The sequence below is a fragment of the Hypericibacter adhaerens genome (genome assembly GCF_008728835.1).
Taxonomy (GTDB): Bacteria; Pseudomonadota; Alphaproteobacteria; order Dongiales; family Dongiaceae; genus Hypericibacter; species Hypericibacter adhaerens.
The window spans coordinates 2258973-2282830 of the sequence record NZ_CP042582.1 but is presented as its reverse complement, the minus strand read 5'-3'; the positions used below and the strand labels follow the sequence as shown (position 1 = coordinate 2282830).

General features: G+C 67.4%; 23 protein-coding genes. 10 read left to right on the top strand and 13 right to left on the bottom strand.

Annotated elements, in window-relative coordinates; genetic code table 11:
* Positions 1-229 precede the first annotated feature (229 nt).
* The 3 genes from FRZ61_RS09960 (at position 230) to tam (ending at position 4523) form a co-directional block, all read left to right on the top strand.
* Complete coding sequence (locus FRZ61_RS09960; RefSeq protein ID WP_151117101.1) at positions 230-2926, top strand: bifunctional acetate--CoA ligase family protein/GNAT family N-acetyltransferase; 2697 nt, start codon at positions 230-232, stop codon at positions 2924-2926.
* Between the two features lie 111 nt (positions 2927-3037).
* Positions 3038-3709, top strand: a complete 672-nt coding sequence (locus FRZ61_RS09955) for a Fe2+-dependent dioxygenase (RefSeq protein ID WP_151117099.1) — start codon at positions 3038-3040, stop codon at positions 3707-3709.
* A 7-nt stretch (positions 3710-3716) separates the two neighbouring features.
* Entirely contained in the window at positions 3717-4523 is an 807-nt protein-coding gene (gene tam, locus FRZ61_RS09950) for a trans-aconitate 2-methyltransferase (RefSeq protein WP_151117097.1), read from the top strand.
* A gap of 20 nt (positions 4524-4543) precedes the next feature.
* Here tam and FRZ61_RS09945 read toward each other — a convergent pair whose 3' ends face one another.
* The 3 genes from FRZ61_RS09945 to FRZ61_RS09935 form a co-directional block, all read right to left on the bottom strand.
* A complete protein-coding gene (locus FRZ61_RS09945; protein WP_225309199.1) occupies positions 4544-5431 on the bottom strand; it encodes a polysaccharide deacetylase family protein in 888 nt (295 codons plus the stop codon).
* A gap of 94 nt (positions 5432-5525) precedes the next feature.
* Positions 5526-6347, bottom strand: a complete 822-nt coding sequence (locus FRZ61_RS09940; RefSeq protein ID WP_151117095.1) for a helix-turn-helix transcriptional regulator — start codon at positions 6345-6347, stop codon at positions 5526-5528.
* Positions 6348-6578: 231 nt separating this feature from the next.
* Complete coding sequence (locus FRZ61_RS09935) at positions 6579-7190, bottom strand: TetR/AcrR family transcriptional regulator (RefSeq protein WP_151117093.1); 612 nt, start codon at positions 7188-7190, stop codon at positions 6579-6581.
* Positions 7191-7308: 118 nt separating this feature from the next.
* Between FRZ61_RS09935 and FRZ61_RS09930 the strand changes: the two genes are divergently transcribed.
* Positions 7309-7674, top strand: coding sequence for a VOC family protein (locus tag FRZ61_RS09930; protein WP_151117091.1), 366 nt, complete (start codon positions 7309-7311; stop codon positions 7672-7674).
* 200 nt (positions 7675-7874) lie between these two features.
* Here FRZ61_RS09930 and FRZ61_RS09925 read toward each other — a convergent pair whose 3' ends face one another.
* The 3 genes from FRZ61_RS09925 to FRZ61_RS09915 all read right to left on the bottom strand — a co-directional run bounded on the left by FRZ61_RS09925 (position 7875) and on the right by FRZ61_RS09915 (position 11031).
* On the bottom strand, positions 7875-9035 hold the full coding sequence (locus tag FRZ61_RS09925) for an acyl-CoA dehydrogenase family protein (RefSeq protein WP_151117089.1): 1161 nt from the start codon (positions 9033-9035) through the stop codon (positions 7875-7877).
* 124 nt (positions 9036-9159) lie between these two features.
* Positions 9160-10119 (bottom strand): L-carnitine dehydrogenase, encoded by a 960-nt coding sequence (locus tag FRZ61_RS09920; RefSeq protein ID WP_151117087.1) that lies wholly within the window; start codon positions 10117-10119, stop codon positions 9160-9162.
* Positions 10120-10143: 24 nt separating this feature from the next.
* A complete protein-coding gene (locus FRZ61_RS09915; protein ID WP_151117085.1) occupies positions 10144-11031 on the bottom strand; it encodes a BKACE family enzyme in 888 nt (295 codons plus the stop codon).
* Between the two features lie 240 nt (positions 11032-11271).
* Here FRZ61_RS09915 and FRZ61_RS09910 point away from each other — a divergent pair, with 240 nt between their 5' ends.
* The gene (locus tag FRZ61_RS09910; protein ID WP_225309198.1) at positions 11272-11736 is read left to right on the top strand and encodes a RidA family protein; all 465 of its coding nucleotides are present in this window, start codon (positions 11272-11274) and stop codon (positions 11734-11736) included.
* A 5-nt stretch (positions 11737-11741) separates the two neighbouring features.
* Here the strand turns inward: FRZ61_RS09910 and FRZ61_RS09905 are convergent, their stop codons facing one another.
* Together FRZ61_RS09905 and FRZ61_RS09900 are read right to left on the bottom strand one after the other, a co-directional pair.
* Positions 11742-12722, bottom strand: coding sequence for a GlxA family transcriptional regulator (locus tag FRZ61_RS09905; protein ID WP_191909378.1), 981 nt, complete (start codon positions 12720-12722; stop codon positions 11742-11744).
* A 484-nt stretch (positions 12723-13206) separates the two neighbouring features.
* Positions 13207-13686, bottom strand: coding sequence for a thioesterase family protein (locus tag FRZ61_RS09900; protein ID WP_151117081.1), 480 nt, complete (start codon positions 13684-13686; stop codon positions 13207-13209).
* Positions 13687-13828: 142 nt separating this feature from the next.
* Between FRZ61_RS09900 and FRZ61_RS09895 the strand changes: the two genes are divergently transcribed.
* Positions 13829-14473 (top strand): cupin domain-containing protein, encoded by a 645-nt coding sequence (locus FRZ61_RS09895; protein WP_318526371.1) that lies wholly within the window; start codon positions 13829-13831, stop codon positions 14471-14473.
* A gap of 13 nt (positions 14474-14486) precedes the next feature.
* On the opposite strand, the gene FRZ61_RS09890 is transcribed toward FRZ61_RS09895, so the two are convergent.
* The 4 genes from FRZ61_RS09890 to FRZ61_RS09875 form a co-directional block, all read right to left on the bottom strand.
* Positions 14487-15251, bottom strand: a complete 765-nt coding sequence (locus FRZ61_RS09890; protein WP_151117079.1) for an enoyl-CoA hydratase/isomerase family protein — start codon at positions 15249-15251, stop codon at positions 14487-14489.
* A gap of 30 nt (positions 15252-15281) precedes the next feature.
* Positions 15282-16448, bottom strand: a complete 1167-nt coding sequence (locus FRZ61_RS09885) for an acyl-CoA dehydrogenase family protein (protein WP_151117077.1) — start codon at positions 16446-16448, stop codon at positions 15282-15284.
* Positions 16449-16590: 142 nt separating this feature from the next.
* Entirely contained in the window at positions 16591-17340 is a 750-nt protein-coding gene (locus FRZ61_RS09880; protein ID WP_151117075.1) for an SDR family NAD(P)-dependent oxidoreductase, read from the bottom strand.
* Positions 17341-17389: 49 nt separating this feature from the next.
* On the bottom strand, positions 17390-18232 hold the full coding sequence (locus tag FRZ61_RS09875) for an amidohydrolase family protein (RefSeq protein ID WP_151117073.1): 843 nt from the start codon (positions 18230-18232) through the stop codon (positions 17390-17392).
* 195 nt (positions 18233-18427) lie between these two features.
* On the opposite strand from FRZ61_RS09875, the gene FRZ61_RS09870 reads away from it, so the two are divergent.
* Complete coding sequence (locus FRZ61_RS09870; RefSeq protein WP_151117071.1) at positions 18428-19786, top strand: phenylacetate--CoA ligase family protein; 1359 nt, start codon at positions 18428-18430, stop codon at positions 19784-19786.
* A 41-nt stretch (positions 19787-19827) separates the two neighbouring features.
* A complete protein-coding gene (locus FRZ61_RS09865) occupies positions 19828-20565 on the top strand; it encodes an SDR family oxidoreductase (protein WP_151117069.1) in 738 nt (245 codons plus the stop codon).
* Between the two features lie 13 nt (positions 20566-20578).
* On the opposite strand, the gene FRZ61_RS09860 is transcribed toward FRZ61_RS09865, so the two are convergent.
* Entirely contained in the window at positions 20579-21508 is a 930-nt protein-coding gene (locus FRZ61_RS09860) for a LysR family transcriptional regulator (RefSeq protein ID WP_151117067.1), read from the bottom strand.
* 135 nt (positions 21509-21643) lie between these two features.
* Between FRZ61_RS09860 and FRZ61_RS09855 the strand changes: the two genes are divergently transcribed.
* Both FRZ61_RS09855 and FRZ61_RS09850 read left to right on the top strand, forming a co-directional pair.
* Positions 21644-22363 (top strand): SDR family oxidoreductase, encoded by a 720-nt coding sequence (locus FRZ61_RS09855; protein WP_151117065.1) that lies wholly within the window; start codon positions 21644-21646, stop codon positions 22361-22363.
* Between the two features lie 146 nt (positions 22364-22509).
* The gene (locus FRZ61_RS09850; protein WP_151117063.1) at positions 22510-23856 is read left to right on the top strand and encodes an aspartate aminotransferase family protein; all 1347 of its coding nucleotides are present in this window, start codon (positions 22510-22512) and stop codon (positions 23854-23856) included.
* The last annotated feature ends 2 nt before the right edge of the window (positions 23857-23858 follow it).

Sequence of the window (23858 nt, the reverse complement as noted above, 5' to 3'; positions counted from 1 at the left end):
CGTTCGACCCCATCGCCGCCCCGAACATTCCCGCGCCGCGCGGACATTTGAACGACACCGGTGCATCGCCGAAGCTTCGCGCCCCGTCTCTTCGGCCATTTGCCATCGATCGCCGCTATCCTGTTTACTGTTCCCTCGCCGGGTCGGCAGGCGCGCCGTTCGCGCCAGCCCGGCCATGCGAGGCCTTGATCCATCGGCAGGACGCGATCGCCAGCCATCAGGGACTGCCATGACCATCCGCAATTTCGACAAGCTGATGAAACCGGCGAGCGTGGCCCTGATCGGCGCCAGCCCGAAGCGCGACAGCGTGGGGGGCGTACTGACCCGCAATCTGCTGCATCAGTTCAAGGGGCCGGTCGGCCTGGTCAATCCGCGCCACGCCGATATCTTCGGCCGCCCGGTCGCGGCCAGCGCCTCGGCGCTGGGTTTCGTGCCCGATCTGGCCGTCGTCGCCACGCCCGCGCCGACCGTGCCGGCGATCATCGCCGAGCTGGGCGCCATCGGCTGCAAGGCCGCGGTCGTGATCGGCAACGGTTTCGGCTCGAGTGCCGAAGGCCGTGCGCTCACCCAGGCCATGCTCGACGCGGCCCGGCCGCATCTGCTGCGCATCCTGGGTCCCAACTGCGTCGGCCTCATGCTGCCGGGCCTCTCGCTCAATGCCAGCTTCGCGCATCTCGATCCGCTGCGGGGGCCGATCGCATTCCTGTCCCAATCGGGCGCGATCATCACCTCGGTGCTCGATTGGGCCAAGCCGCGCGGCATCGGCTTCTCCTGCATGGTCTCGATGGGCGAGATGGCCGATGTCGATTTCGGCGACATGCTCGATCACCTGGCGAGCGATCCAGAAACCCGGGCCATCCTGCTCTATGTCGAGGCCGTCACCCATGCACGCAAATTCATGTCGGCGGCCCGGATCGCCGCGCGCAGCAAGCCGGTCATCGTCATCAAGGCCGGCCGCTTCGCCGAGACCGCCAAGGCGGTCGCCTCCCACACCGGGTCGATGGCCGGTGCCGATGCCGTCTATGACGCGGCCTTCCGGCGCGCCGGCATGCTGCGCGTCTTCAGCCTGGACGAGCTGTTCGCGGCCGCCGAAACGCTCGGCAGCGGCCGGCGCATCGCCGGCGACCGGCTCGCGATCCTGACCAATGGCGGCGGCATCGGCATCCTCGCCACCGACGAGCTGGCTGCCCAGAACGGCAAGCTGGCGGAACTCTCGCCCGGCACCCAGGCCATGCTCGAGGCCGTGCTTCCGCCCAGTTGGTCGCATGGTAACCCCGTCGACATCATCGGCGACGCGCCGCCGGAGCGCTATGCCCAGGCGATCGGCCCCCTGCTCACGGATCCGGGATCGGACGTGCTGCTGGTCCTGAACTGCCCGACCGCGGTGGCGCCGAGCGTCAAGAGCGCGGCCAGGGTGATCGAGGCCGTGAAGAAGGCGGAGCGGCCGGTGCTGGTGAGCTGGATCGGCGAGCAGGATGCGCGCGACGCCCGCCAGCTCTTCGCCGCCGCCCATATCCCCAGCTACGAGACGCCCGAGCAGGCCGTCCGCGGCTTCATGCACCTGGTCCGCTACCGGCGCAACCAGGACATGCTGATGCAGACGCCGCCTTCCGTGCCCGAGCAGTTCGCCACCGACCTGCCGACGGCGCAGGCCGCGATCGCTTCGGCTCTCGAGGCCGGGCACAACCTGATTCAGGGACCCGAGGCGCAGGCGATCCTCAAGGCCTTCGCCATCCCCACGGTCGAGAGCATCGTCGCCGCGACGGGGGCCGAGGCCGCGGACGCGCAGCGCCGGATCGGCCAGCCGGTCGCCCTCAAGATCCGATCGCCCGACATCTCGCACAAATCCGACGTGGGCGGCGTCTCGCTCAATCTCGAATCGCCGAGCGACGTCGCCGTCGCCGTGCTCGCCATGCGCGAGCGGGTCGAGCGCCTCAGCCCCGGCGCCCGCATCGAAGGCTTTACCGTCGAGCCCATGATCCACCGCGCGACCGCCCACGAACTGATCCTGGGGCTCACCGACGATCCCACCTTCGGGCCGGTCGTGCTGTTCGGCAGCGGCGGCACCTCCGTCGAGGTCGTCGCCGACCGGGCCATCGCGCTCCCGCCGCTCAACATGGCGCTGGCGCGCGAGCTCATGGCCCGGACCCGGATCTTCCGCCTGCTCCAGGGTTATCGCGACCGGCCCGCCGCCGACCTCGACGCCATCGCGCTGACCCTCGTCAAGCTGTCGCAGATCGCGATCGACCTGCCCGACGTCGCCGAGCTGGACATCAACCCGCTGCTGGCCGATGCCAAGGGCGTGCTCGCCGTGGACAGCCGCCTGCGCCTGAAACCTGCCGCCCGGCCGGGCAGCTCGCGCCTCGCCATCCGTCCCTATCCGCGCCGGCTCGAGGAGCCGTTCCCGATGCCGGACGGCGGCGGCACGCTGCTGCTGCGCCCGATCCTGCCCGAGGACGAGCCGCAGCTCGCGGCGGCCTTCGCGCGCATGTCGCCCGAATCCGTCCGGATGCGCTTCTTCGCGCCGCTCAAGGAGGTGCCGCCCTATCTGCGCGCGCGGCTGACCCAGATCGATTACGAACGGGAGATGGCGCTGGTCCTGGTCGGCCCGGGACCGGCCGGCCAGGCCGAGATCTTCGCCGTGGTGCGGATCAGCGCCGATCCCGACAATGACAGCGCCGAGTTCGCCATCGCGGTTCTCGACCAGTTGGCGGGACACGGCATCGGCACCCGGCTGATGGAGAAGATCATCGCCTATGCGCGCGGGCGCGGCATCCGCCGGATCGTCGGCATCGTCCTCAACGAGAACCTGGCGATGATCGACATCTGCCGCCGCCTCGGATTCCGCACCGAGCTCGAATCGGACCGCGCGGATGCCTTGCGGGTGACGCTCGATCTCGCCGCGCCCGGTCCGGCAGCGTCTTGAGGCCGGCGGCAGACGCCGCGTCAGGAGCCTTGCCGCGCCCGCCCGCCACCGCCAAGATACGGGCCGACCGACCGCTTTCCTCGCGACCGACAAGGCCCGGCCTGCCTCACGATGATTTACTTCATCCCCGACGTCATGACCGCCGCCGAGATCGCCGAGCTGCGCGACCTCGTCACCGAGGGCAGTTTCGAAGACGGCATCGCCACGGCCGGCTCGCAAGCCCGCCGGGTCAAGAAGAACGAGCAGCTCGCCCGCAGCGACAAGAACAAGCCGGAGGTCCAGAAGCGCGTGCGCGACGCGCTGCTGCGGAGCGTCGAGTTCCGCCGCGCGGCCATGCCCAAGCATATCCGCCCCTGCCTCATCAGCCGCTACCGCCCGGGCATGCATTACGGCAAGCATGTCGACAATGGCGTGATGGGTGCCGACAATCCGGTGCGCAGCGATATCGCGGTGACGCTGTTTCTCTGCCCGCCGACCGATTACGACGGCGGCGAGCTGACCATCCATGCCAGCTACGGGCCGCGGCAGGTGAAGCTGCCGATGGGAGCCGCGGTGGTCTATCCGGCCTCGAGCCTGCACGAGGTCACGCCGCTCACGCGCGGCGAGCGGCTTTGCGCCGTGACCTGGGTCCAGAGCCTGGTCCGCGATCCCGCCAAGCGCGAGATCCTCTACGAGCTCGACCTGGTTCGCCGCCGGCTGCACGAGAAGCAGCCCGATGCCGAGGAGGCCTATCTCGCGCAGAAGAGCCACGCCAACCTGCTGCGCATGTGGTCGGACACCTGATACCGCCATGAGTGCCTCCGCGAACGGCAGTCCGGCGAAACCCGACTGGCAGCCCGCGCTCTACAAGCGGTTCGCCGGCGAGCGCGAGCGTCCGGCGCTGGACCTGATCCAGCGCGTTCCGCTCGACCGGCCGGACTTCATCCTCGATGTCGGCTGCGGCGCCGGCAATGTCACGGCCTTGCTGCGCGAGCGCTGGCCGCAATCCCGGCTCCTCGGCATGGACAATTCGCCCGCGATGCTGACCGCGGCCCGCCGGCTGCTGCCGGAGGTCGCCTTCGTCGAGGGCGATGCCGCCCGCTGGACGCCGCCCGAGCCGCCGGACCTGCTCTTCACCAACGCCGTGCTGCAATGGCTGCCGCATCACGAGACACTGTTTCCCCGCCTGTTCGGGCTCGTCAGGCCCGGCGGCGTCATGGCCGTGCAGATGCCGCGCAACCATGGCCGCCCCTCCCACACGCTGATGATCGAGACCGCGAAGTCGGGCCCCTGGCGGGCCAAGCTCGCGACACAGATCGACCGTCCGGCGCCCGTGGCCGAGCCGGCCTTCTATGCCCGGCTGATGGCGCCCCTGGCCGACAATGTCGAGATCTGGGAGACGGACTATCTGATGCGGCTCGCGGGCGACAACCCGGTCGTGACCTGGACGCGCGCCACGGGCCTCAGGCCCTTCATGGAGCCGCTCGACGAGGACGAGAAGACGCGCTTCGAAGCCGATTATGCCGAGCGCATCCGCAAGGCCTATCCGCCCGAGGCCGACGGCAGCACGCTCTTCGCCTTCAAGCGCATCTTCATCCTGGCCGTCCGCCCGGCCTGAACCCGAGGCCGGTCCGGCACTCAGGCCGGGACCCGGTGCGAGGCCGGCTGGGCCTGGATCGCGCCCGAATTCCGCCACACCTCCAGCGGGTTGGCCTTGCGCCAGCCTTCGACATAGCCGTCCAATGTCGTGAACTCGACGTCGCCGAAGCTCTTGTAATGCTCGATCAGCCGCTCGAGCATCTTCATGCGATAGCCGCGACCGATCACCTGCGGATGCATGGTCAGGTTGAACAGGCCGCCCGGCGCGTTCTCATGTGCATAGTCGAACTCGTCGCGCCAGATCTCCTCCACCTTGGAGGCCGAGGCCAAGCCCTGGCAATCGCGATCGACGAACTCGAAATGCGGGAAGTCGTCCAGGAGCCAGGTGATCGGCAGCTCGACCAGATCGACATTGGCGCCGAAGACATAGGGCGTCTTGTCGTCATACTTGTCGCCGACGCGCGCATAGTAGGGAATGAAATCGCCGCCCATCAGGCTCGAGTCATAGGAGAAGCCGTAATCGAGCAGGATCTTGATGGTGTGCTGGCTGAAATCCCAGGAGGGCGAGCGGTAGCCCTTGGGCCGCACGCCGGCCGCCTTCTGCAGCGCCTCCAGCCCCAGCTCCATGTTGCGCCGCTCGCCGGCCTCGTCGAAATCGGCCGGGTTCTCATGGACCCAGCCGTGATGGGCGATTTCGTGGCCCTCGCCATGGATCCGCTTGATCAGCTCGGGATAGGCCAGCGCCGTGTGGCCCGGCACGCAGAAGGTCCCGGGGATGCGGTGCTTGGCCAGGAGGTCGAGGATGCGCGGGATGGAAACGGCGCAGAACTCGCCCCGCGACACCACGGAAGGGTTGCGCGCCTTGTAGGAGCCCACCCAGACCGACATGGCGTCGAAATCGAAGGTCAATGCGCAGCTCAACGTCATGATGGCACCTCCTTGCCCGCCCGATTTATTCAGCCCGATCCCATTATGCCCGCCCCGACCCGCGGCCCAATACCCTGCCGACGGTAGGCCGGCCCTAGGCCCGGCGCCGGGCCGCCGAGAACTTCTTGATGCGGTCGATGAAGAGCAGGAACAGCTCGGTCTGCGACGAGATCGCCAGCTTCGCGTAGAGATGCTTGCGGTGGACCTTGACCGTCTCGCCGCTGATCTTGAGGGCCTGGCCGATCGAGATGTTGGAATGGCCCTGCAGGATGAGGGCCGCGATCTCGGTCTCGCGCGCGGTGGCGTGGAAATCCTTGAGCCAATCCTGCGCGATGTTGCTGAAGGGCTCGCCGGTTTCCGCCACATCCCCGGACGTGTCGCCCTCGCGCCAGGCGTCGACGGCGCCCCGGGCCTGCCGGCGCAGCAGCGCGCCCAGGAGCGGCGCGATATGCGAGAAGGCCGCGAACTCGCGGGTGTCGAAGCGCTCGGAACCGAGGCGGCGTCCCAGGGACAGATGCAGGGTCAGCTCGTCGTCGAACGGCCAGAGCAGCCCGATCTCGTCGATCATCGAGACCTTGGCATAGTAGCTGCGATAGAACTCGCTCTCGGCGAAGCGATCGGGCGCCAGATGCTTCAAGCGATGGATGCCGGTCCGCCGCTCGTCCCGGCTGGCGAGATAGAAGGGATCGAGCAGATAGGCGCCTTGCGCATACATCATCCGGAAGAAGTTCGGCTGCTGCGGCGACTTCTGATGCAGGATGAGCGGCGAGCCTTCCGGGCGGAACACGATCGCCACCAGATTGTCGATATGGAGCACCGTGTTCAGGAGGGCATGCAGCCGGTCGAAGAAGCTTTCGGTCTCGAGATGCTCGACCAGCCCGCCCAGAGCCGCGGGATCGAGGATCGCCGCTGTCAACGAGGCCGGCCGCGACCGGCCGGATGCGCCACGGCGCCTCGGGCCCGGTGCCGGCTTGGGACGATGGACAGGGCGAAATTCGCGGATGACGGCCAAAAGGTCAGCTCCCAGGGGAAGGTCTTTGCGCGAGGTCTTCGCCCCGCCTTCCCCGCAAGCTAGCAAAGCCGCGGCCTCTCTTGCCAGCCGGACCGGATTCCTGTGGATTCCGCCGGTTTCGGCCGGCGTGACGCGTCAGGCCGGCTCGGGCGTCCGGTCCCAGGCGCCGATCGATTGCGCCATCTTGCGCGCGGCCTCGCGCAGATCGTCGGCCAGGACCGGATCGTCGACCGCGCGGGCCAGCACCATGCCGCCGACGCAGAGTGCGGCGATGCCGAGCGCCCGCTCATAGGCGGCCTTGCGGTCGGGCCCGAGATGGGCCGAGAAGGCGCCGACCATCATGCCCAGCACCTCGCGATAGGCGGCCTTCACCGCCCGGCCGCCGCGCGCCACGTCGCTGGGCAGGCCCAGCATGGGGCAGGATCCCTCGATATCGTCGAAATGGGCCCGCGACAGATAGGCGTCGACGATGCTGGCGGCCAGCGGACGGTCGGCCGGCGGCGGCGCGCCCTCCTTGCCGCATTGCCAGGGCTCGCTCGGGAAGCGCCGCGTGAAGACGGTGATCGCCTCGGCGTAGAGCTCGTCCTTGCTGGTGAAATAGCTGTAGAAGCCGCCGCGGGTGAGGCCGGCCCCGGCCATCACCTCGTCGATCGAGACCTCGGACAGGCCTTTGCGGTTGAACAGCCGCCGGGCGCTGGCGAGGATGCGCTCGCGGGTTTCCTGCCGATGATCCTGGGGATAGGGCATGGTCCGTCACCTCCCTGTCATGACGAGAATGGGCCGGCATTAAAATATGTTCTTGAACATATTTTGGCTCAGGACTGAAGTCCACGCCACGAACGAACCCCAACCCCGGAGACCGGCCATGGGCAATCCCTTCGTGCATGTGGAACTGAGCAGCACCGACCTCGGCAAGGCCAAGAGCTTCTACAAGTCGCTGTTCGACTGGAAGCTCGAGGATGTCGAGATGGGCGGCGGCATGACCTACACCATGATCGGCGTCGGCGACGGCACCGGCGGGGGCATGATGAAGCAGATGATCCCCGGCGCCCCCTCCTTCTGGCTGCCCTATGTGCTGGTCGAGGACATCGTCGCCGCCACCGACAAGGCCCGCAAGCTCGGCGCCAAGGTGATGAAGGACGTGACGGAGGTGATGGGGGCCGGCTCGCTCTCGATCATCACCGACCCGAGCGGCGCGGCATTGGGGCTCTGGCAGCCGAAGCGGAAGTGAGGGCGCTGCGACCTGACCGTCGGCATGCTCCTGCCGACACTGTCAGCGCCCGCCCCCTGGTCATCCCCGCGAAAGCGGGGATCCATGTCAAAGCCTGGTGACCTGGATCAGGATGGATCCCCGCTTTCGCGGGGATGACGATGGAGGGCGACGCTTTCGCCCGTGCATCGAAGGCGCCAACCTGACGAGGGAAACTGCCCTCACCCCTCATGCGGGCGCAGCAGCGCGCGGCTGATGATGTGGCGCTGGATCTCGGAGGTGCCGTCCCAGATGCGCTCGACGCGGGCATCGCGCCAGAGCCGCTCGACGCCGACCTCCTCCATCAGCCCCATGCCGCCGAAGATCTGTACGGCATGGTCGGTGACGCGGGCCAGCATCTCGGTCGCGTAGAGCTTCGCCATCGCGAAATCCTGGTCCTCGACCGTGCCCTGGTCGGCTTTCCAGGCGGCGTTCATGACCAGCCATTCGGCCGCCTGGATCTCGGTCGCCATGTCGGCAAGTTTGAACGACGTCCCCTGGAACTTGCCGATGGTCTGGCCGAACTGCTTGCGCGTCGCGGCCCACTGCGTCGCCATCTCGAGCGCCTTCTGCGCGCGGCCGACACACTGGGTCGCGACCGTGAGACGCGTGGCACCCAGCCATTTGTTGGCGACGTCGAAGCCGTGATGCTCCTCGCCCAGGATCTGCGCGACGGGGAGCTTGCAGTCGGTGAAGATCAGCTCGCAATGGTGATAGCCCCGATGCGAGACCGAGTTGGGCCCCTTGCGCACCTCGAGGCCCGGCGTTCCCTTGTCGACCAGGAAGGAGGTGATGAGCTTCTTGGCCCCCTTCCCCGTCTGCTCCTCGCCGCTGGCCGCGAACAGCACGATGAAATCGGCGACATCGGCATAGGAGATGAAATGCTTGGTGCCGTTGACGACGTAATGGTCGCCCTGGCGCACCGCGCGCGTCTTCATCGAGCGCAGGTCGGAGCCGGCGCCGGGCTCGGTGAGCGCCAGGCACTCGACCCGCTCGCCGCGGATCGCCGGCAGCAGATAGCGGTCGATCTGCTCGCCGACGCAGGCGCGCAGGATGTTCGAGGGCCGGCCCACCGCATATTGGAGCGCGAAGGAGGTGCGGCCCAGCTCGCGTTCCATCAGCGCGAGGGAGACATGGTCGAGCCCGCCGCCGCCCAGATCCTCGGGCATGTTCGCGGCCCAGAAGCCCGCCTTGATCGCGCGTTCCTTGATCTGCCGGATCAGCTCGGGGCGCACCGCGTTGGTCTTCTCGACCTCGTTCTCGTACGGCGCGAGCTCGGTCTCGACGAAGGCCCGCACGCTTTCGACCAGAAGCTGCTGCTCGCTGCTCAACCCGAAATCCATGGCGAAGGCCTCTTAGCTATCGCATCCCGTGGCCGTCCCTCCCTTACCCCCTCCCCGCCTGTCCTCCGAAGCCCATCGGGCGAAGGAGGATGCGGGAGGGGGTTCGGGGGAGGGGTATGCCGGGTCAGTCCCCCGGCTGCATGCCGTGCTTCTTCTTCACCCGCGCGATCGCTTCCATCACCTCGATGATGCAGTCGTTGCGATAGCGCTCGAGCTCCTTGACCGAGCGGCCCTTGGCCTGGGCCGTGGTCCCGTCGGCGACCTTGTTGATGAGCTCCTGAGTCAGCTCCGGCGCCTCGAGCTTGGTCCAGGGCAGCTTCAGCGCGGGGCCGAACTGGGCCATGAAATGATGCATGCCTGCATCGCCGCCGGCGATGTGGTAGATCATCATCTGCCCCATATAGGAGAAGCGGATGCCGGCGCCGAAGCGCATCGCGTCGTCGATGTCGGCCGTGGTCGCCACGCCGTCATTGATGAGATGGAGCGACTCCCGCCACAGCGCCTCGAGCAGGCGATCGGCGACGAAGCCCTCGATCTCCTTCTTCACCCGCATCGGCCGCATGCCGATCGATTCATAGAAGGCGCAGGCGCGGTCGACCGAGGCGGCCGCCGTCTTCTTGCCGCCCAGCACCTCGACCAGCGGCAGCAGATAGACCGGGTTGAAGGGATGGCCGACCACGAGCCGCTCCGGATGCTTGCAGGCGGCCTGCATGTCCGAGGGCAGCAGGCCCGAGGTCGAGGAGCCGACGATCACGTCGGGCCGGGCGGCCGCGTCGATCTGGGCATGGAGCTTGATCTTGAGCTCCAGCACCTCGGGCGCCGATTCCTGGATGAAATCGGCATCCTTCACCGCCTCCTCGACGGTCTTCACGAAGCGGCAGCGCTTGAGGTCGGCGCCGGGCTTGAGGCCCAGCCGCGTCAGAGCCGGCCAGGCGTTCTCCAGGCTGGCCTTGAGCTTGGTCTCGGCATCCTTGCCGGGGTCCCAGGCCACGACAGCGAGGCCATGGGCCAGGAAGCGCGCGGCCCAGCCGGCGCCGATGACGCCCGTGCCGATGACGGCACAGGTCTTGATGGCGTTCGCCATGGATCGCTCCTTCGCCGGATCGGCTCAGTGACGCTTCTTGAGGCCGAACTTCTTGCGCGCCTCGTCCGGCGTCATGGCGCGCGCACCCATCAGGTTCAGGATCTTGATGGCGCGGTCGACCAGCGTGCCGTTCGAGGCATGGACGCCTTTGTCGAGCCAGATATTGTCCTCGAGCCCGACGCGCACATTGCCGCCGAGGATGGCGGCCTGCGCCACCATCGGCATCTGGTTGCGGCCGATGCCGAAGCCCGACCAGTTGGCGCCCTCGGGCAGGTTGTCGACCATCGCCTTCATCGAGACGGTATCGGCCGGCGCGCCCCACGGAATCCCCAGGCAGATCTGGAACAGCGGCGGCGCGTCGAGCAGGCCTTCCTTGAACATCTGCTTGGCGAACCAGAGATGGCCGGTGTCGAAACATTCGAGCTCGGGCTTCACCCCCAGCTCCTGGACGCGCTTGGCGCCCTTGCGCAGCATGACCGGCGTCGAGACATAGATCGTCTCGCCGTCGCCGAAATTGAGCGTGCCGCAATCGAGCGTGCAGATCTCGGGCAGCAGCGCCTCCACATGGGCCAGCCGCTCGATCGCGCTCACCAGGTCGGTGTTGGGGCCGGGCTTGGTCGGGCTGGCGTCATTGACCTCGAGATCGCCGCCCATGCCGGCGGTGAGGTTGATCACCACGTCCGTGTTGCTGGAGCGGACCCGGTCGACCACCTCCTTGTAGTACTCCACCGTCCGCGCGCCCTTCCCCGTCTTGGGGTCGCGCACATGGATATGGGCGATGGCGGCGCCCGCCTTGGCGGCCTCGATCGCCGCATCCGCGATCTGCTTGGGGGTCACGGGAATGGCCGGGTGCTTGCCGACCGTGTCGCCGGCGCCGGTCACGGCACAGGTCACGACAACATCGTAGTTCATCGGGTCTCTCCTCCCTGGGGGCGTCTTATGGAACCGAAACTGGCCGGATGGTCAGCCGCCGCCGTTCCGCGCGCTTGATGAATTTCGCCATCCACATGAGGAAAGCCGACAGGACCGCGCTCCCTTCTCGCCACGCATTCCCCACCAGGCCGAGGGGCCGCTAAGTTCTGACGATTTCCTGCCATCGCGCGGGCCGCCGGGAACACGGGCGGCCAGGGAGAGCCGATGACGAAACGTGCCGTGGACACCGGCCTGCCGGCGATCGCCGGGCGGCCGATTCAATGGGCGACCATCGCCGATGGCATCCTTTACACCGCCCAGCTCCCGTTGAGAGCCGACGGCAGCTTCGAGACCGGCGACATCGGCCTGCAAACGGCACTCACCTTGTCCAATCTGCGGCGCACGGTCGAGGCGGCCGGCGGCACGCTCGCCGATGTGACGCAGGTTCTCGTCTATCTGCCGGACGCGCGGGACTTCGCCGGCATGAACGCCGTCTACGGTCCCTACTTTTCCGAGCCTTATCCGAACCGCGCCGTCTTCATCACAGGACTGGTGGTGCCGGGCGCCCGGATCGAGATCGTCGCCTACGCGCATATCGGCCGTGCGGTCCGGCCAGCCGGGCGAGCGACGCCCAAGGCCGGGGCGGCGGCAAAGCGACACCGGAACGCCGCGAAAGACAAGACCCCGGGCCGGCGGCGACGCTAACGTCCTCAGGCCCGGGGGCGCCGCTCGGCGCTAGGCGCGCGTCCCGACCAGGTCCGATAGCTGCGCGAGAAATGCGCCGCCGAACCGAAGCCGCAGGCGACCGCGACCTCGACCACCGGCATCTCGCTATATTGCAGCAGCGCCCGGGCGCGCTGCAGGCGCAGGTCGAGATAATAGCGCTGCGGCGTGGTCTTGAGGTGCTCGCGGAACAGCCGCTCGAGCTGGCGCTGCGACAGGCCGGCGCCGCGCGCCATGCGGGCCGCGTCGAGCGGCTCCTCGAGATTCTTCTCCATGAGTGCGATGGCGCGGCCGAGCCCGGCATGCGACACGCCCTGGCGCGCCGCGGGCTCCATGCGCTGCCGGTCCTGCGGATCGCGGATGCGGGCATGGATGAACTGTTCCGAGACGGCGGTGGCAAGCCGGTGGCCATGCCGGCGCGAGATGAGATGGAGCATCATGTCGAGCGCCGCCGTGCCGCCGGCGCAGGTCAGGCGGTTGCGGTCGATCGCGAACAGGCCGCCCTCGGCTTCGACCTTCGGGAACCGCTCGCGGAAGCTGTCGAGGCTCTCCCAATGGGTGGTCGCGCGATAGCCGTCGAGAAGCCCGGCGCGCGCCAGCACGAAGCTGCCCGTGTCCATGGCGCCGAGCTCGACGCCGTTGCGGTCGAGGCGACGCAGCCAGTCGCGGACCCTGCGGTCATAGCCGCGCTCGGGCTCGAAGCCCGCCCCCACCACCACCGTGCGATAGCGCGCCCCGCCGCGGCTGAGCTGGCTCAGCTGGCGGTCGGCCACCAGCGCCATGCCGTTCGAGGCGAGGATCGAGGCGCCCTCGAGCGAGACGATCTCCCACTGGTAGAGCATGGCACCGGCGAGCCGGTTCGCCACCCGCAGCGGCTCCACCGCCGAGACGAAGGCCATCATCGAGAATTTGGGCAGGAGCAGGAAACCCAGGGTCTCGGGCAGATCGATCCGGGCGGGCGTGGGCATGGGGCGAGGTCCGGCCTTGAGGCAGCGCTGTCGGGCAGCCTCATCTAATGGCGGATTTCCTCAAGAGTCAAAACGGCCGCCTTATCCCCTCCCCCGAAGACGGCTAGGGCATCTATGCATCCTTTCTGCCCCTGCCGACACCGCCATTTTCCATTGATGTCGAGCCGTCGCCCTTATCGTCATCCCCGCGAAAGCGGGGATCCAACTCTAAGCTTGATGCGCTGGATCAAGATGGATCCCCGCTGGAGTTTATGCTCGGGCCGGCCTACGGCCGGACCCGGGCGCGGGGATGACGAACGAGTGAAAGCGCCCGCTCTTGGAGACGTGTATATGCCTCAGCCTCGGAACGGGGGAGGGAAAGAGAGGGGACCGCTCGGTTTCTGATATCGCGCAGCCCCCTTCCTGACCTTCCCCCGTTCCGGGGGAAGGGACAGAACGAGCCGGGCGGAGATGCATGGAGGGCCGTGCCGACAACAATCCGGCGCTATTTCCGTGGCGGGAGGGCGATCACATGGCCGGCGTTGGCCGGGCGCGGCAGGCCCGCTTGCGCACGCGCGATGGCGTCGATCTTCGCCTGGACCTCCGGCAGGAACGGAGCGGAGCGGCGCAGGTTCATGTCGATGTTCATCAGCATCTGCTCGCTGGTCGCCCGGGGCTCGGGCGAATCCTCGGCATAGAGCGTATAGAACACATGGAGCCGCTTCGCGTCATGCCCGAGGATCTGGGTATCCACCCAGGTTTCCTTGCCCACCAGGATCTCGTGCAGATAGTTGAGATGGATCTCCAGCGTGAAGAGGCTGTGCCCCTTCTCGGCCCGTTCCTTTTCGCCGAGGCCGATATGGTCCATGAAGCTGGTGGTGTTGTTGGAGAAGATGAGCAGGTAGTAGGCATCGAGCAGATGGCCGTTATAGTCGATCCAGCCCTCTTGCACCCGTTCCCGATGAAGCCGCAGCAATCCGCTCATTCCCCCGTTCCTTCCCTCGCGCGAGAGCGAGGGATAATGAGGCGGCAACCGGGACGGCGCAAGGGTTGGCGGGAACCGGTTTCCGCTCCCGCGGGCGGCTTGAAGTCCCGACGGAATCAGCAGTAACTATCCGCTCGTGGATATGCGCAAACCCAAGACTTTGTCAGGTCGTACCTCGGCCTCGCTGGACCGCCTCCGGCAGGGCAGCCGGAACAACCCGTCAGCCAAGACCGACGGCGTGCCGGAGGATGTCGGCGCCCGGCTGGTCTGGCTGCGCAAGCAGCATGGGCTCTCGCAGCGCGAGCTCGCCAAGCGCGCCGGCGTGACCAACGGCACGATCTCGCTGATCGAGAAGAACGCGACCAGCCCGCAGGTGGCGTCCTTGCGGAAGATCCTCGCCGCCTTCCCCATCTCCATCGCCGAATTCTTCTCGATGACGCTCCGGGACGATCACCAGATCTTCTTCTCGGCGCAGGACCTGGTGGAGATGGGCGGCGCGGACATCTCGCTCAGGCTCGTCGCGGGCCAGAACCGCAGCCGCAAGATCCAGATGTTCCACGAGGTCTTCGCTCCCGGTTCCGACACCGGCAAGCAGATGCTGGCCCATGAGGGCGAGGAAGCCGGTCTCGTCATCCGCGGGCAGATCGAGATCACGGTGGGCAAGCACAAGAAGGTGCTGGGGCCGGGCGAGGCCTACTACTTCTCCAGCACCGTGCCGCACCGCTTCCGCAATCTCGGCGACGAGGAATGCGAGATGGTGAGCGCCGCCACGCCACCCAGCTTCTGAGCGGCGGCTCCCGTCAACCCGGTCCCTTCCCCGAGAACGCCTTCACGCCCTGGTCCATCGCCTCCGAAGCGAGGACGGACATGTCCGCCAACAGCTCGAGATGGCGCGCGGTCCGCGTCGACGCTCCGGTGCCGTGGGTGAGCAATCCCTTGGCGATGCTGACGATGCCGGGATCGGTGTTGCCGAAGGTCTCCTTGGCCAGCGCCACCGCCGCCGCGAAGGCCTCGCCCTGCGGCACCACGCGATTGACCAGGCTCCAGCTCATCGCCTCCTCCGCCGTCAGCCGGCGGCCGAACAGCACGAGCTCGCGCGCCCGCGCCACGCCGACGATCCGCGGCAGCCTTATGGTGCCGCCCCAGCTCGGCAGCGCGTTCAGCGCCACCTCCGGCAGGCCCAGCACAGCGCCGGCACCCGCGATCCGGTAGTCGCAGGCCGATGCGATCTCGAGCCCGCCGCCCAGGCAGTAGCCTTCGATCGCGGCGATCACGGGACAAGGATGCTGCTCGATGGCGTCGCCGAGCGCGTGGCCGAGATCGGTATGGGCGATGCGATCCTTCAGCGACTGCGAGGCCAGCTCCTTGATGTCGGACCCGGCGCTGAAGGCCTTGAGGCCCGCACCGCGGATCACGATGGCGGCCACGGCCGGCGGTGCCAGATTCTCCAGGCTGGCCTTGAGCCGCCCCAGCGCCTCGTCGTTCAGCGCGTTGCGGGACCGCTCGCGATTGATGGTCAGGCAGGCGACGCGATCGTGGATCTCCAGCATGACAGTGTCTGACAAGGGTCGCTCCTTTCCTCTGCTGTCCCAGCCTCAGGCCGGCGTGTCGTCGGCGAAGGGCACGCCGAACTTCTCCAGATAGCGGCCGATGAGCATCTTCTGGATCTGGTTGGTGCCGTCGAAGATCTGGAAGGCCTTGACGTCGCGCATCATGCGCTCGACCGGGAAATCGCGGCTGAGGCCGTAGCCGCCCAGCGTCTGCACGGCGTCGGTGGTGATCTGCATCGCCGCATCCGTCGCCACCAGCTTGGCCATCGCGGCGAAGCTCGAGGAACGTCTGCCGGGTGCGGTGGCGACCAGCGTCATCGCCTGCTCCCACAGGCTGCGCGCGGCCGCGAGCTGGGCCGCCGATTCCGCCAGCAGGAACTGCAGGCCTTGATGCTGGATGATGGGCTTGCCGAACTGCACGCGCTCCTTGGCATAGGCGACCGCCGTTTCGAGCGCCGCGGTCGCGACGCCGATCGCCATGGCCGCGCAGTTGAGCCGGGCCTCGTCGAGCGAGACCATCGCGATCTTGAAGCCCTCGCCCTCCTCACCCAGCCGGTGGTCGACCGGCACCCTGGCGCCGTCGAACTGGAGCTGGGTGGCCGGGCTGCCGCGCAGGCCGATCAGGTCCTCGTCGCGGCCGATGGTGAAGCCTGGCGTATCGCGCGGCACGACGAAGGCCGAGACGCCCTTGTTGCCGGCCTCCTTGTCGGTCTTGGCGAAGAGAATGAAGACGTCGCCGACGGAACCGTTGGTGCACCAGCATTTGCGGCCGTCGATGACATAGTGGTCGCCCTCGCGCCGCGCCGTGGTGGTGATGCCGCCCGCATCGGAACCGGCACCCGGCTCCGACAGCGAGAAGCAGGGGATGATCCCGCCCGAGGCGATCCCCGGCAGGTAGCGTTCCTTGATATGCGGCGCCCCGGCATGGACGATCGGCGTGCAGGCGTCGCCGCAATTGCTATAGACGAGCGCGAAGCTGGCGCTCGCCCGCGCGAGCCGTTCCGAGATCAGGAGCGGCGTCGCCATGTCGGGACCGATGCCGCCATATTCCTCCGGGATCCAGAGCCCGAACAGGCCGAGCTCGCCCGCCGCCTTGTAGAGGTCGCGCGGGAACTCGTCGGTGCGGTCGATCTCGGCCGCGCGCGGCAGAACCCGCTCGCGCGCGAGCTTGTCGACGGTCTCGAGGATCTGCTTCTGAACCGCGGCATCCATGGGCGATGCTCCCCCCTTTTGCCGTCACCCCCGCGAAAGCGGGGGCCCATGTCGATGCCGTGCTCCCGCCCTTCCATGGATCCCCGCTTTCGCGGGGATGACGGGAGTGTGAACGCGCGCGAGTGCCATCGACAGAGCGCCCTCACACCATCACGAGGCCGCCGCTGCAACTGATGGTCTGGCCGGTGAGATAGTCGGAATCGGGCGAGACCAGGAAGCTGACCACGGCCGCCTGGTCTTCCGGCGTGGCGACGCGACGGAAGGGGATGAGGCGGACCATGCGCCGGATCAGCTCGGGATCGTCCTTGATCTCCTGCTGCAGGAGCGGCGTGTCGGTCGGGCCCGGCGAGACGCAATTGACGTTGATGTTGTGGCGCGCATGCTCGCGGGCGAGGCTCTTGGCGAAGGCGATGATGCCGCCCTTGGTCGCGGAATAGACCACCTCGCCGCTGGTGCCGACGCGGCCCGCATCCGAGGCGAAATGCACCATCTTGCCGCGCTTGCGCTCGACCATGCCCTTCAGCACCGCATGGGTCGAATAGAGCACCGCCTCGAGATTGATGGCGATCACCTTGCGCCAGTAATCGGAATCCTCGTCGGCGAAGCGGCTCGTGCCGACCCAGCCGATCGTGTTCACCAGCGCCTCGACGGGCCCGAGCTTGGCTTCGATCTTGGCGACCGCGTCGCGGGTCATCTTCTCGTTGGTCTGGTCGCAGGGCCAGATCGAGAGGGTACTCTTGTAGCTCTGGCCGCGCTGGCTGAGCTCGGCCAGCGCCTTCTCGTTGATATCCATGGCCGCGACCGTGAAGCCGTCCTTGAGGAGGCGCAGCACCACGCCCTGGCCGATACCACCGGCGGCCCCGGTGACCAACGCGACTTTGCCATTCGACATCGATATCTCCTTCTTCCGATAACCGGCAGAGCGCCAGAGCCCGAAGACCCTACAGCCCGAAGACCCGGGCGGCGTTCTTGCGCACGAACTTTTCCTTCGAGCTTTCCTTGAGACCCAGCGCCTCGATCTGCTGCAGCGACTCCTTGTGGTCGATCAACGGATAGTCGGTGCCCCACATCACCTTGTCCTGGCCGTGCGAGTTGATGAACTTCACCAGCTCGGGCTTCCAGTATTTGGGCGCATGGGCCGAGGTGCCGAGGAACAGGTTGGGGTGCTTCCAGGCGAGCGCGATCGCCTCCTCGGTCCAGGGCCAGCCCGTATGGGTGCAGACGACGGCCAGATCCGAGAAATAGAGCGCCACCTTGTCGAGATGGATCGGCCGCCCCGGATCGTTCGGCATCAGGTCGAGTGTATGGCCCATCGAGATGACGGCCGGGACCTTCAGCTCCTGCGCCTTGGCGTAATAGGGGAAATAATAGGCATGGTCGGGCGGCAGGCCGTAGCCATGGGGATGGATATGAAGGCCCTTGAAGCCATGCTCCCGCACCGCGCGCTCGAACTCGGCGACCCCCTTCATGCCGCGATGGATATTGACGCCGTAGAGCCCGTGGAGCCGCTTTGGCGCCTGGCGCACCACGGCCACGATCTCCTCGACCGAGGAGCTTTCGAGCGGCTTCTGCTCCTTGTAGGACCAGGTCTGGATCGCGCAGACCAGGAGCGTCTCGACGCCGATGGCATCCATGCGCTTCAGGAACTCGGGCGGCTCGTAGCCGACGAAATTGTGATGCCGCCCGACCTGCTCGAAGCGGCTCTTCTCCTCCTCGTTCTCGGCATAGTTCTTGCGGATGCCGGCGGGGGTGAAGTCGTTGCAGAGGATGTCGATGGCTGCCATGGCACTCGTCTTTCCGGCGGCCGGGCGGCCGCCACGCGCAGGGGTCAGATGCTATGATTCTTTAAACACGATGTCCACCCGCCTCGCGGCGGCAATTGAACGACGGCGCGCGTTATCGCTTCATTCTTCCTTGGCACTCGCAGGGCCGTCTAGTAAATTAGACGACAAGAGGAAACGGCCCGGCAAGGTGGAGACGTGGAAAAGCGCATCTATGACCCGAGCGTGGAGCGGCTCTCGCGCGACGAGGTGAAGGCGCTGCAGATGAAGCGGCTGACGCACCTGCTGCCGAAGGTCCTGCGTGAGAACAAGTTCTACCGCCAGCGCTGGGCAGCCGTGGGCGCATCGCCCGATCACACCACCACCCTCGAGCGCTTCACGGCCGAGTTCCCGACCGTCGAGAAGCGCGACTTCATGGAGGACCAGCAGGCGGCCCCGCCCTTCGGGCTGCGCCACCAGCATGTGCTGGAGCGCCGCTATCCCCTGGTCTGGAGCAACACCTCCGGCACCTCGGGCCAGGGCGTCGAGATCCATGCCCAGACGGCCGACGAGTTCATCGGCACCGGCCATATCTACGGCTTCCATATGTGCTGGTCGGGGCTGCAGCGCGCCGACGGCGTGTTCCTGACGCTGCCCATCACGCTCATGTCGGGCGGCCGCTGCGAGTTCCAGGGTGCCGTCTCCTACGGGCTCTCGGTCTTTCCCGTCGGCAACTACAACGCGGCCCGGAAGCTCGAGCTCATGACCCGCTACCGGCCGGCCGCCCTCTTCGGCACCACCTCCTATTTCGGCCATCTGGCGGCGATCGCCGGCGACAAGGCCTCGAGCTACGGCCTGCGCGTGCTCATGACCGGCGGCGAAGGCTCGGGCTTTGCCTGGCTGGAGCGGCTCGAGGAGGCCTGGGGCGCCAAGGTGTTCGACCGCTACGGCTCGACCCAGACCGGCAACGACCATGCCTTCTGCTGCGAGGAAGGGATCGGGACGGCGTCCCGGCCGGGCCTGCTGCATAATATCGACCCGATGGTGCTGACCGAGGTGATCGACCCGGCGACGGGCAAGCATGTGAAGGACGGCGAGGCCGGCGAGATCGTCGTGACCAGCCTCTATCACACCGACACGCCGCTCATCCGCTGCCGGACCCGCGACCGCGGCATCTGGCACGAGCCGCGCTATTGCCGCTGCGGGCGCCCCTTCTCCGGCATCGAGGTCGCCTCCATCAGCCGGACGGACGACATGAAGAAGGTGAAGGGCGTCAATATCTGGCCGCAGGCGGTGGACGACGCGCTGTTCTCCGATCCCGAGGTCGACGAGTATCAGGTCATCCTCACCTCCGACGAGCGCAACGCCGATGTCGCGACGGTGCGGGTCATGCCGAAGCACACCCTCTCTCCGGAAGCGGCCCAGCTGTGGCAGCAGCGGCTGTCCGCGATCCTCAACAAGCGCATCGGGATCAGCTTCGGGGTCGAGATCCTGGCGCCGGAGGCGCTCGCCCGCAGCGAATACAAGGCCAAGCGCTGGCAGGACGACCGCGGCCATGCGCAGCGGCCCAAGAGCTAGAGGCCCCCAAACAGAGGCCAAAGCAGAAAAGGAAGGCCATCATGCCCGTCGCCATCGTCACGGCCGCAGGACAAGGGATCGGCGCCGCCCTCGCCAAGGGTCTTGCCGAGAAGGGTTACGAGCTCGCCCTGATGTCGAGATCGGATGCCGCGGAGAAGCTCGCCGCCGAGCTGGGCGGGATCGGCATGAAGGGCTCGGTGACCGAGCCCAAGGATCTGGCGGCGCTGGTCGAGCTGGCGCTGGGCCGTTATGGCCGCATCGACGGGGTGGTGAACAATACCGGTCGCGATCCGGAATCCTACCACGCCTCCGGCATGCCCTACGATCCGGACCTGGACCGCTCCTTGACCGACATCACCGACGAGGCCTGGCTCTTCGGCTTCGATCTCTATTTCCTCAACGTGGTACGGATGGCGCGGTTCGTGACGCCGGTCTTCCAGCGCGCCGGCGGCGGCTCGATCGTCAATGTCTCGACCTTCGCCGCGCTCGAGCCGCGGCTGATCTTCCCGGTCTCGGGCACGACCCGCATGGCGCTCGCGGGCTACACCAAGCTCTATGCCGACCGCTACGCGCGCGACGGCATCCGGATGAACAACATCCTGCCGGGCTTCGTGGAGAACTGGCCGATGACCGACGAGGTGCGACGGACCATCCCCATCGCGCGGGCCACGCGCATGGCCGAACTCGTCAGCATGACGGCCTTCCTGCTCTCGCCGGAGTCAGGGGCCACGACCGGGCAGAACATCATGGTGGATGGCGGCGTCAACCGCGGGCTCTGATGCGGCACCGTCCTCACCTCGAGGCATAGGCCGTCCGGCAGACCGACATCACGGTGTTCCGCAGCCAGCGATGGGCCGGGTCGGCATCCATGCGGGGATGCCACATCGCCGATATATTGAATTCCGGCACGGGGACCGGAAGCTCGAAGCTCGCGAGACCCGACGAGGCGGCGCGATCGGCGGTCAGGCTGTTGCCAAGGCACGACTGAGGCACGAGCGCCACCAGATCCGACTGGCGGGCGATCCGCATCGCATCCGGATATCCAGGCACGACAACCCTGATGGCCCGCTTGAGCCCCAGGCTCTGCAGGGCGGCATCGATCGGCTCGATCGTATCCGCGTCCTTGGACGCGACGACATGGTTGCAGGCCGCATATCGTTCGGGCGTGACCGCTCTGCTCCGCAGAAGGGGATGCCCGATCCGGGCCACGCCGACATAGCGGTCTCGGAACAGGAGCTGGGTGCGTATCTCCGGCGCGGAAGTTCCCAGCACGCCGATCTCCAGATCAGCGAGCCCCTCCCTCAGCGGCCCGGCGTCTTTGTTCGGTTTGGGGGCGAACCGGAGGCAGACGCGTGGCGCTGCCTGGGTGACAGCGGCCGCGACGGGGCCGGAAAGATATTCCAGGAAGGCCTCGCTGACACGCAGGGTGAAGGTCAGCTCGAGCGAGGCGACGTCCAGGTGAGCGACTTGCGGCCGGAGCACCGCCTGCGCGTCCCGCGTCAGCTCATGGACGCGATCGCGGAGCTCGGCCGCCCGCGGCGTCGGCACAAGCCTTCGCCCGGCACGGACGAGCAGCGGGTCGCCTGTCGCCGCCCGAAGCCGCGTCAGCGTCCGGCTCATGGCCGACGCGCTCAAGCCGAGGCGACGGGCCGCCCCCGTCACACTGCCCTCGGCAAGCAGCACATCCAGCGCCGCGAGAAGGTTCAGATCCACGTCGCTCATTGGCGTGAGCCTATCGCATCGGCGCGGCAGGACATAGCGTTCGATGCAACTATATTTTGATTTGAATGCGTCTGGCGCCCAATGAAAGGCTGCGCATATCTGCGGTCAACCTCACCAGCGGAAAGACATTCACCCATGAGCACAGCCGTCCTGCGCGACGCAGCCCGCACGATCCTCCTCATTGGCGCCTCCCGCGGGCTCGGCCATGCCATGGCGGCCGAGTTCCTGAAAAAGGGCTGGAACGTCGTCGGCACGGTCCGCGGCGGGGCGACCCGGACCCTGCTGCACGACCTGGCGGACGAATACAAAGGCCGGGTCGAGATCGAGATCCTGGACATCTGCGAGCCCGACCAGCTCGCGGCGCTGCATGACCGCCTGTCCGGCCGGATGTTCGACATGCTGTTCGTCAATGCCGGCACGGCCAATCGAGACCCGACGCAGACGATCGGCGAGGTGTCGACCGACGATTTCGTGCATCTCATGATCACCAACGCCCTGAGCCCGATGCGGGTGATCGAAAGCCTGGAGCCCTACGTTGCGGCGACGGGCCTGATCGGCGTGATGTCGTCCGGACAAGGAAGCATCGCCAACAACGAGACCGGTCAGCGGGAGCTCTATCGCGGCAGCAAGGCGGCGCTGAACATGTTCATGCGGAGCTTCGCGGCGCGCCAGGCCGGGACATCGCGCGCCCTGGCGGTCATGGCGCCGGGCTGGGTCAAAACCGATCTGGGCGGCCCCGACGCGAGGCTCACCATCGAAGAGAGCATCCCCAGCCTGGTGAACGTGCTTCTCGAGAAGCAGCGGAGGCCGGGCCTGGAATATCTGGACTATCTCGGCCGCACGGTCCCCTGGTGACATCGTGACGGTGATGAAGCCGATCGGCGTCCCCCACACCCTGCGGAAACCACCGCTGTGAACGATTGACGGCGGCGCCCTCAATCCCGATGCTCGGGGCTTTCCGGCCGCCCCGAGGCCGGCCGTTCCAGCAGGAGTGTTCGCCCATGGCCGATGGATCCCGCCCCAATGCCGATCTCGATGCGGCGATCGCCGAGGCCGAGGCGCGCTACAGCGCCGCCAACCCGAAGAGCAAGGCCCGCGCCACCTCGGCCGCGCAGGTCATGCCGGGCGGCAACACCCGCACCGTGCTGCATTACACCCCCTTCCCGCTCGCTTGGGGCCACGGCAAGGCCAACAGACTCACCGACCTCGACGGGCATGAATATCTGGACTTCCTCGGCGAATACACGGCCGGGCTCTACGGCCATTCCGACCCGGTGATCCAGGGCGCCATCGGCAAGGCGCTCGGCGACGGCATCGTGCTGGGCGGACCCAACCGCTACGAGGCGCAGCTCGCCGAGGCGATCTGCAAGCGCATCCCCTCGATCGAGCTGGTGCGGTTCTGCAATTCCGGCACCGAGGCCAATCTGTTCGCGATCCAGACCGCGCGCATCATGACCGGCCGCGACAAGATCATGGTGTTCGAGTTCGCCTATCACGGCGGCGTGTTCTATTTCGGCAGCCACGGCAATCCGCTCAACCTGCCGCTGAACTGGGTCAAGGGCCGCTACAACGAGACCGAATACACGAAGGACCTGATCGCGCAGCATGGCGCCGAGCTCGCGGCCGTGCTGGTCGAGCCGATGCAGGGCTCCGCCGGCTGCCTGCCGGCCGATCCCGCCTTCCTCAAGATGCTGCGCGAGGAATGCACCCGGCGCGGCATCGTCCTCATCTTCGACGAGGTCATGACCTCGCGCCTCTCGCCCGGCGGCTGCCAGGCGCTGGTCGGCGTCAAGCCGGACATGACCACGCTCGGCAAATATCTGGGCGGCGGCCTTTCCTTCGGCGCCTTCGGCGGCCGGCGCGACCTGATGGAACGCTACGACCCCTATCGCCCGGATTCGATCGGCCATGCCGGCACCTTCAACAACAATGTCTGCTCCATGGCGGGCGGCGTCGCCGGCCTGACCCAGGTCTTCACGCCCGAGGAGGCGACCCGGCTCAACGCGCTGGGCGACCAGATGCGCGACCGCCTCAACGCGGTGGCGCGCCGCCACGCGGCGCCGCTTCAGGTCACCGGCGTGGGCTCGCTGATGAACCTGCATTTCGTCAAAGGCCCCGTGCGCACGCCGGCCGAGGCTCATCCGAGCGACCCCGCGCTCGAGAACCGCATGGGCGAGCTGCTGAAGCTCTTCCATCTGGACATGATCGCCGCCGGGATCTATCTGGCTCGACGCGGCTTCGTCGCCCTCAGCTTGCCGATGCGCGAGCCCGATGTGGCGCGCTTCGAGGCGGCGCTCGACGAGTTCCTGGCGACGCGCGGCGCGCTGGTGAAGAGCGCCCTCGGATAACC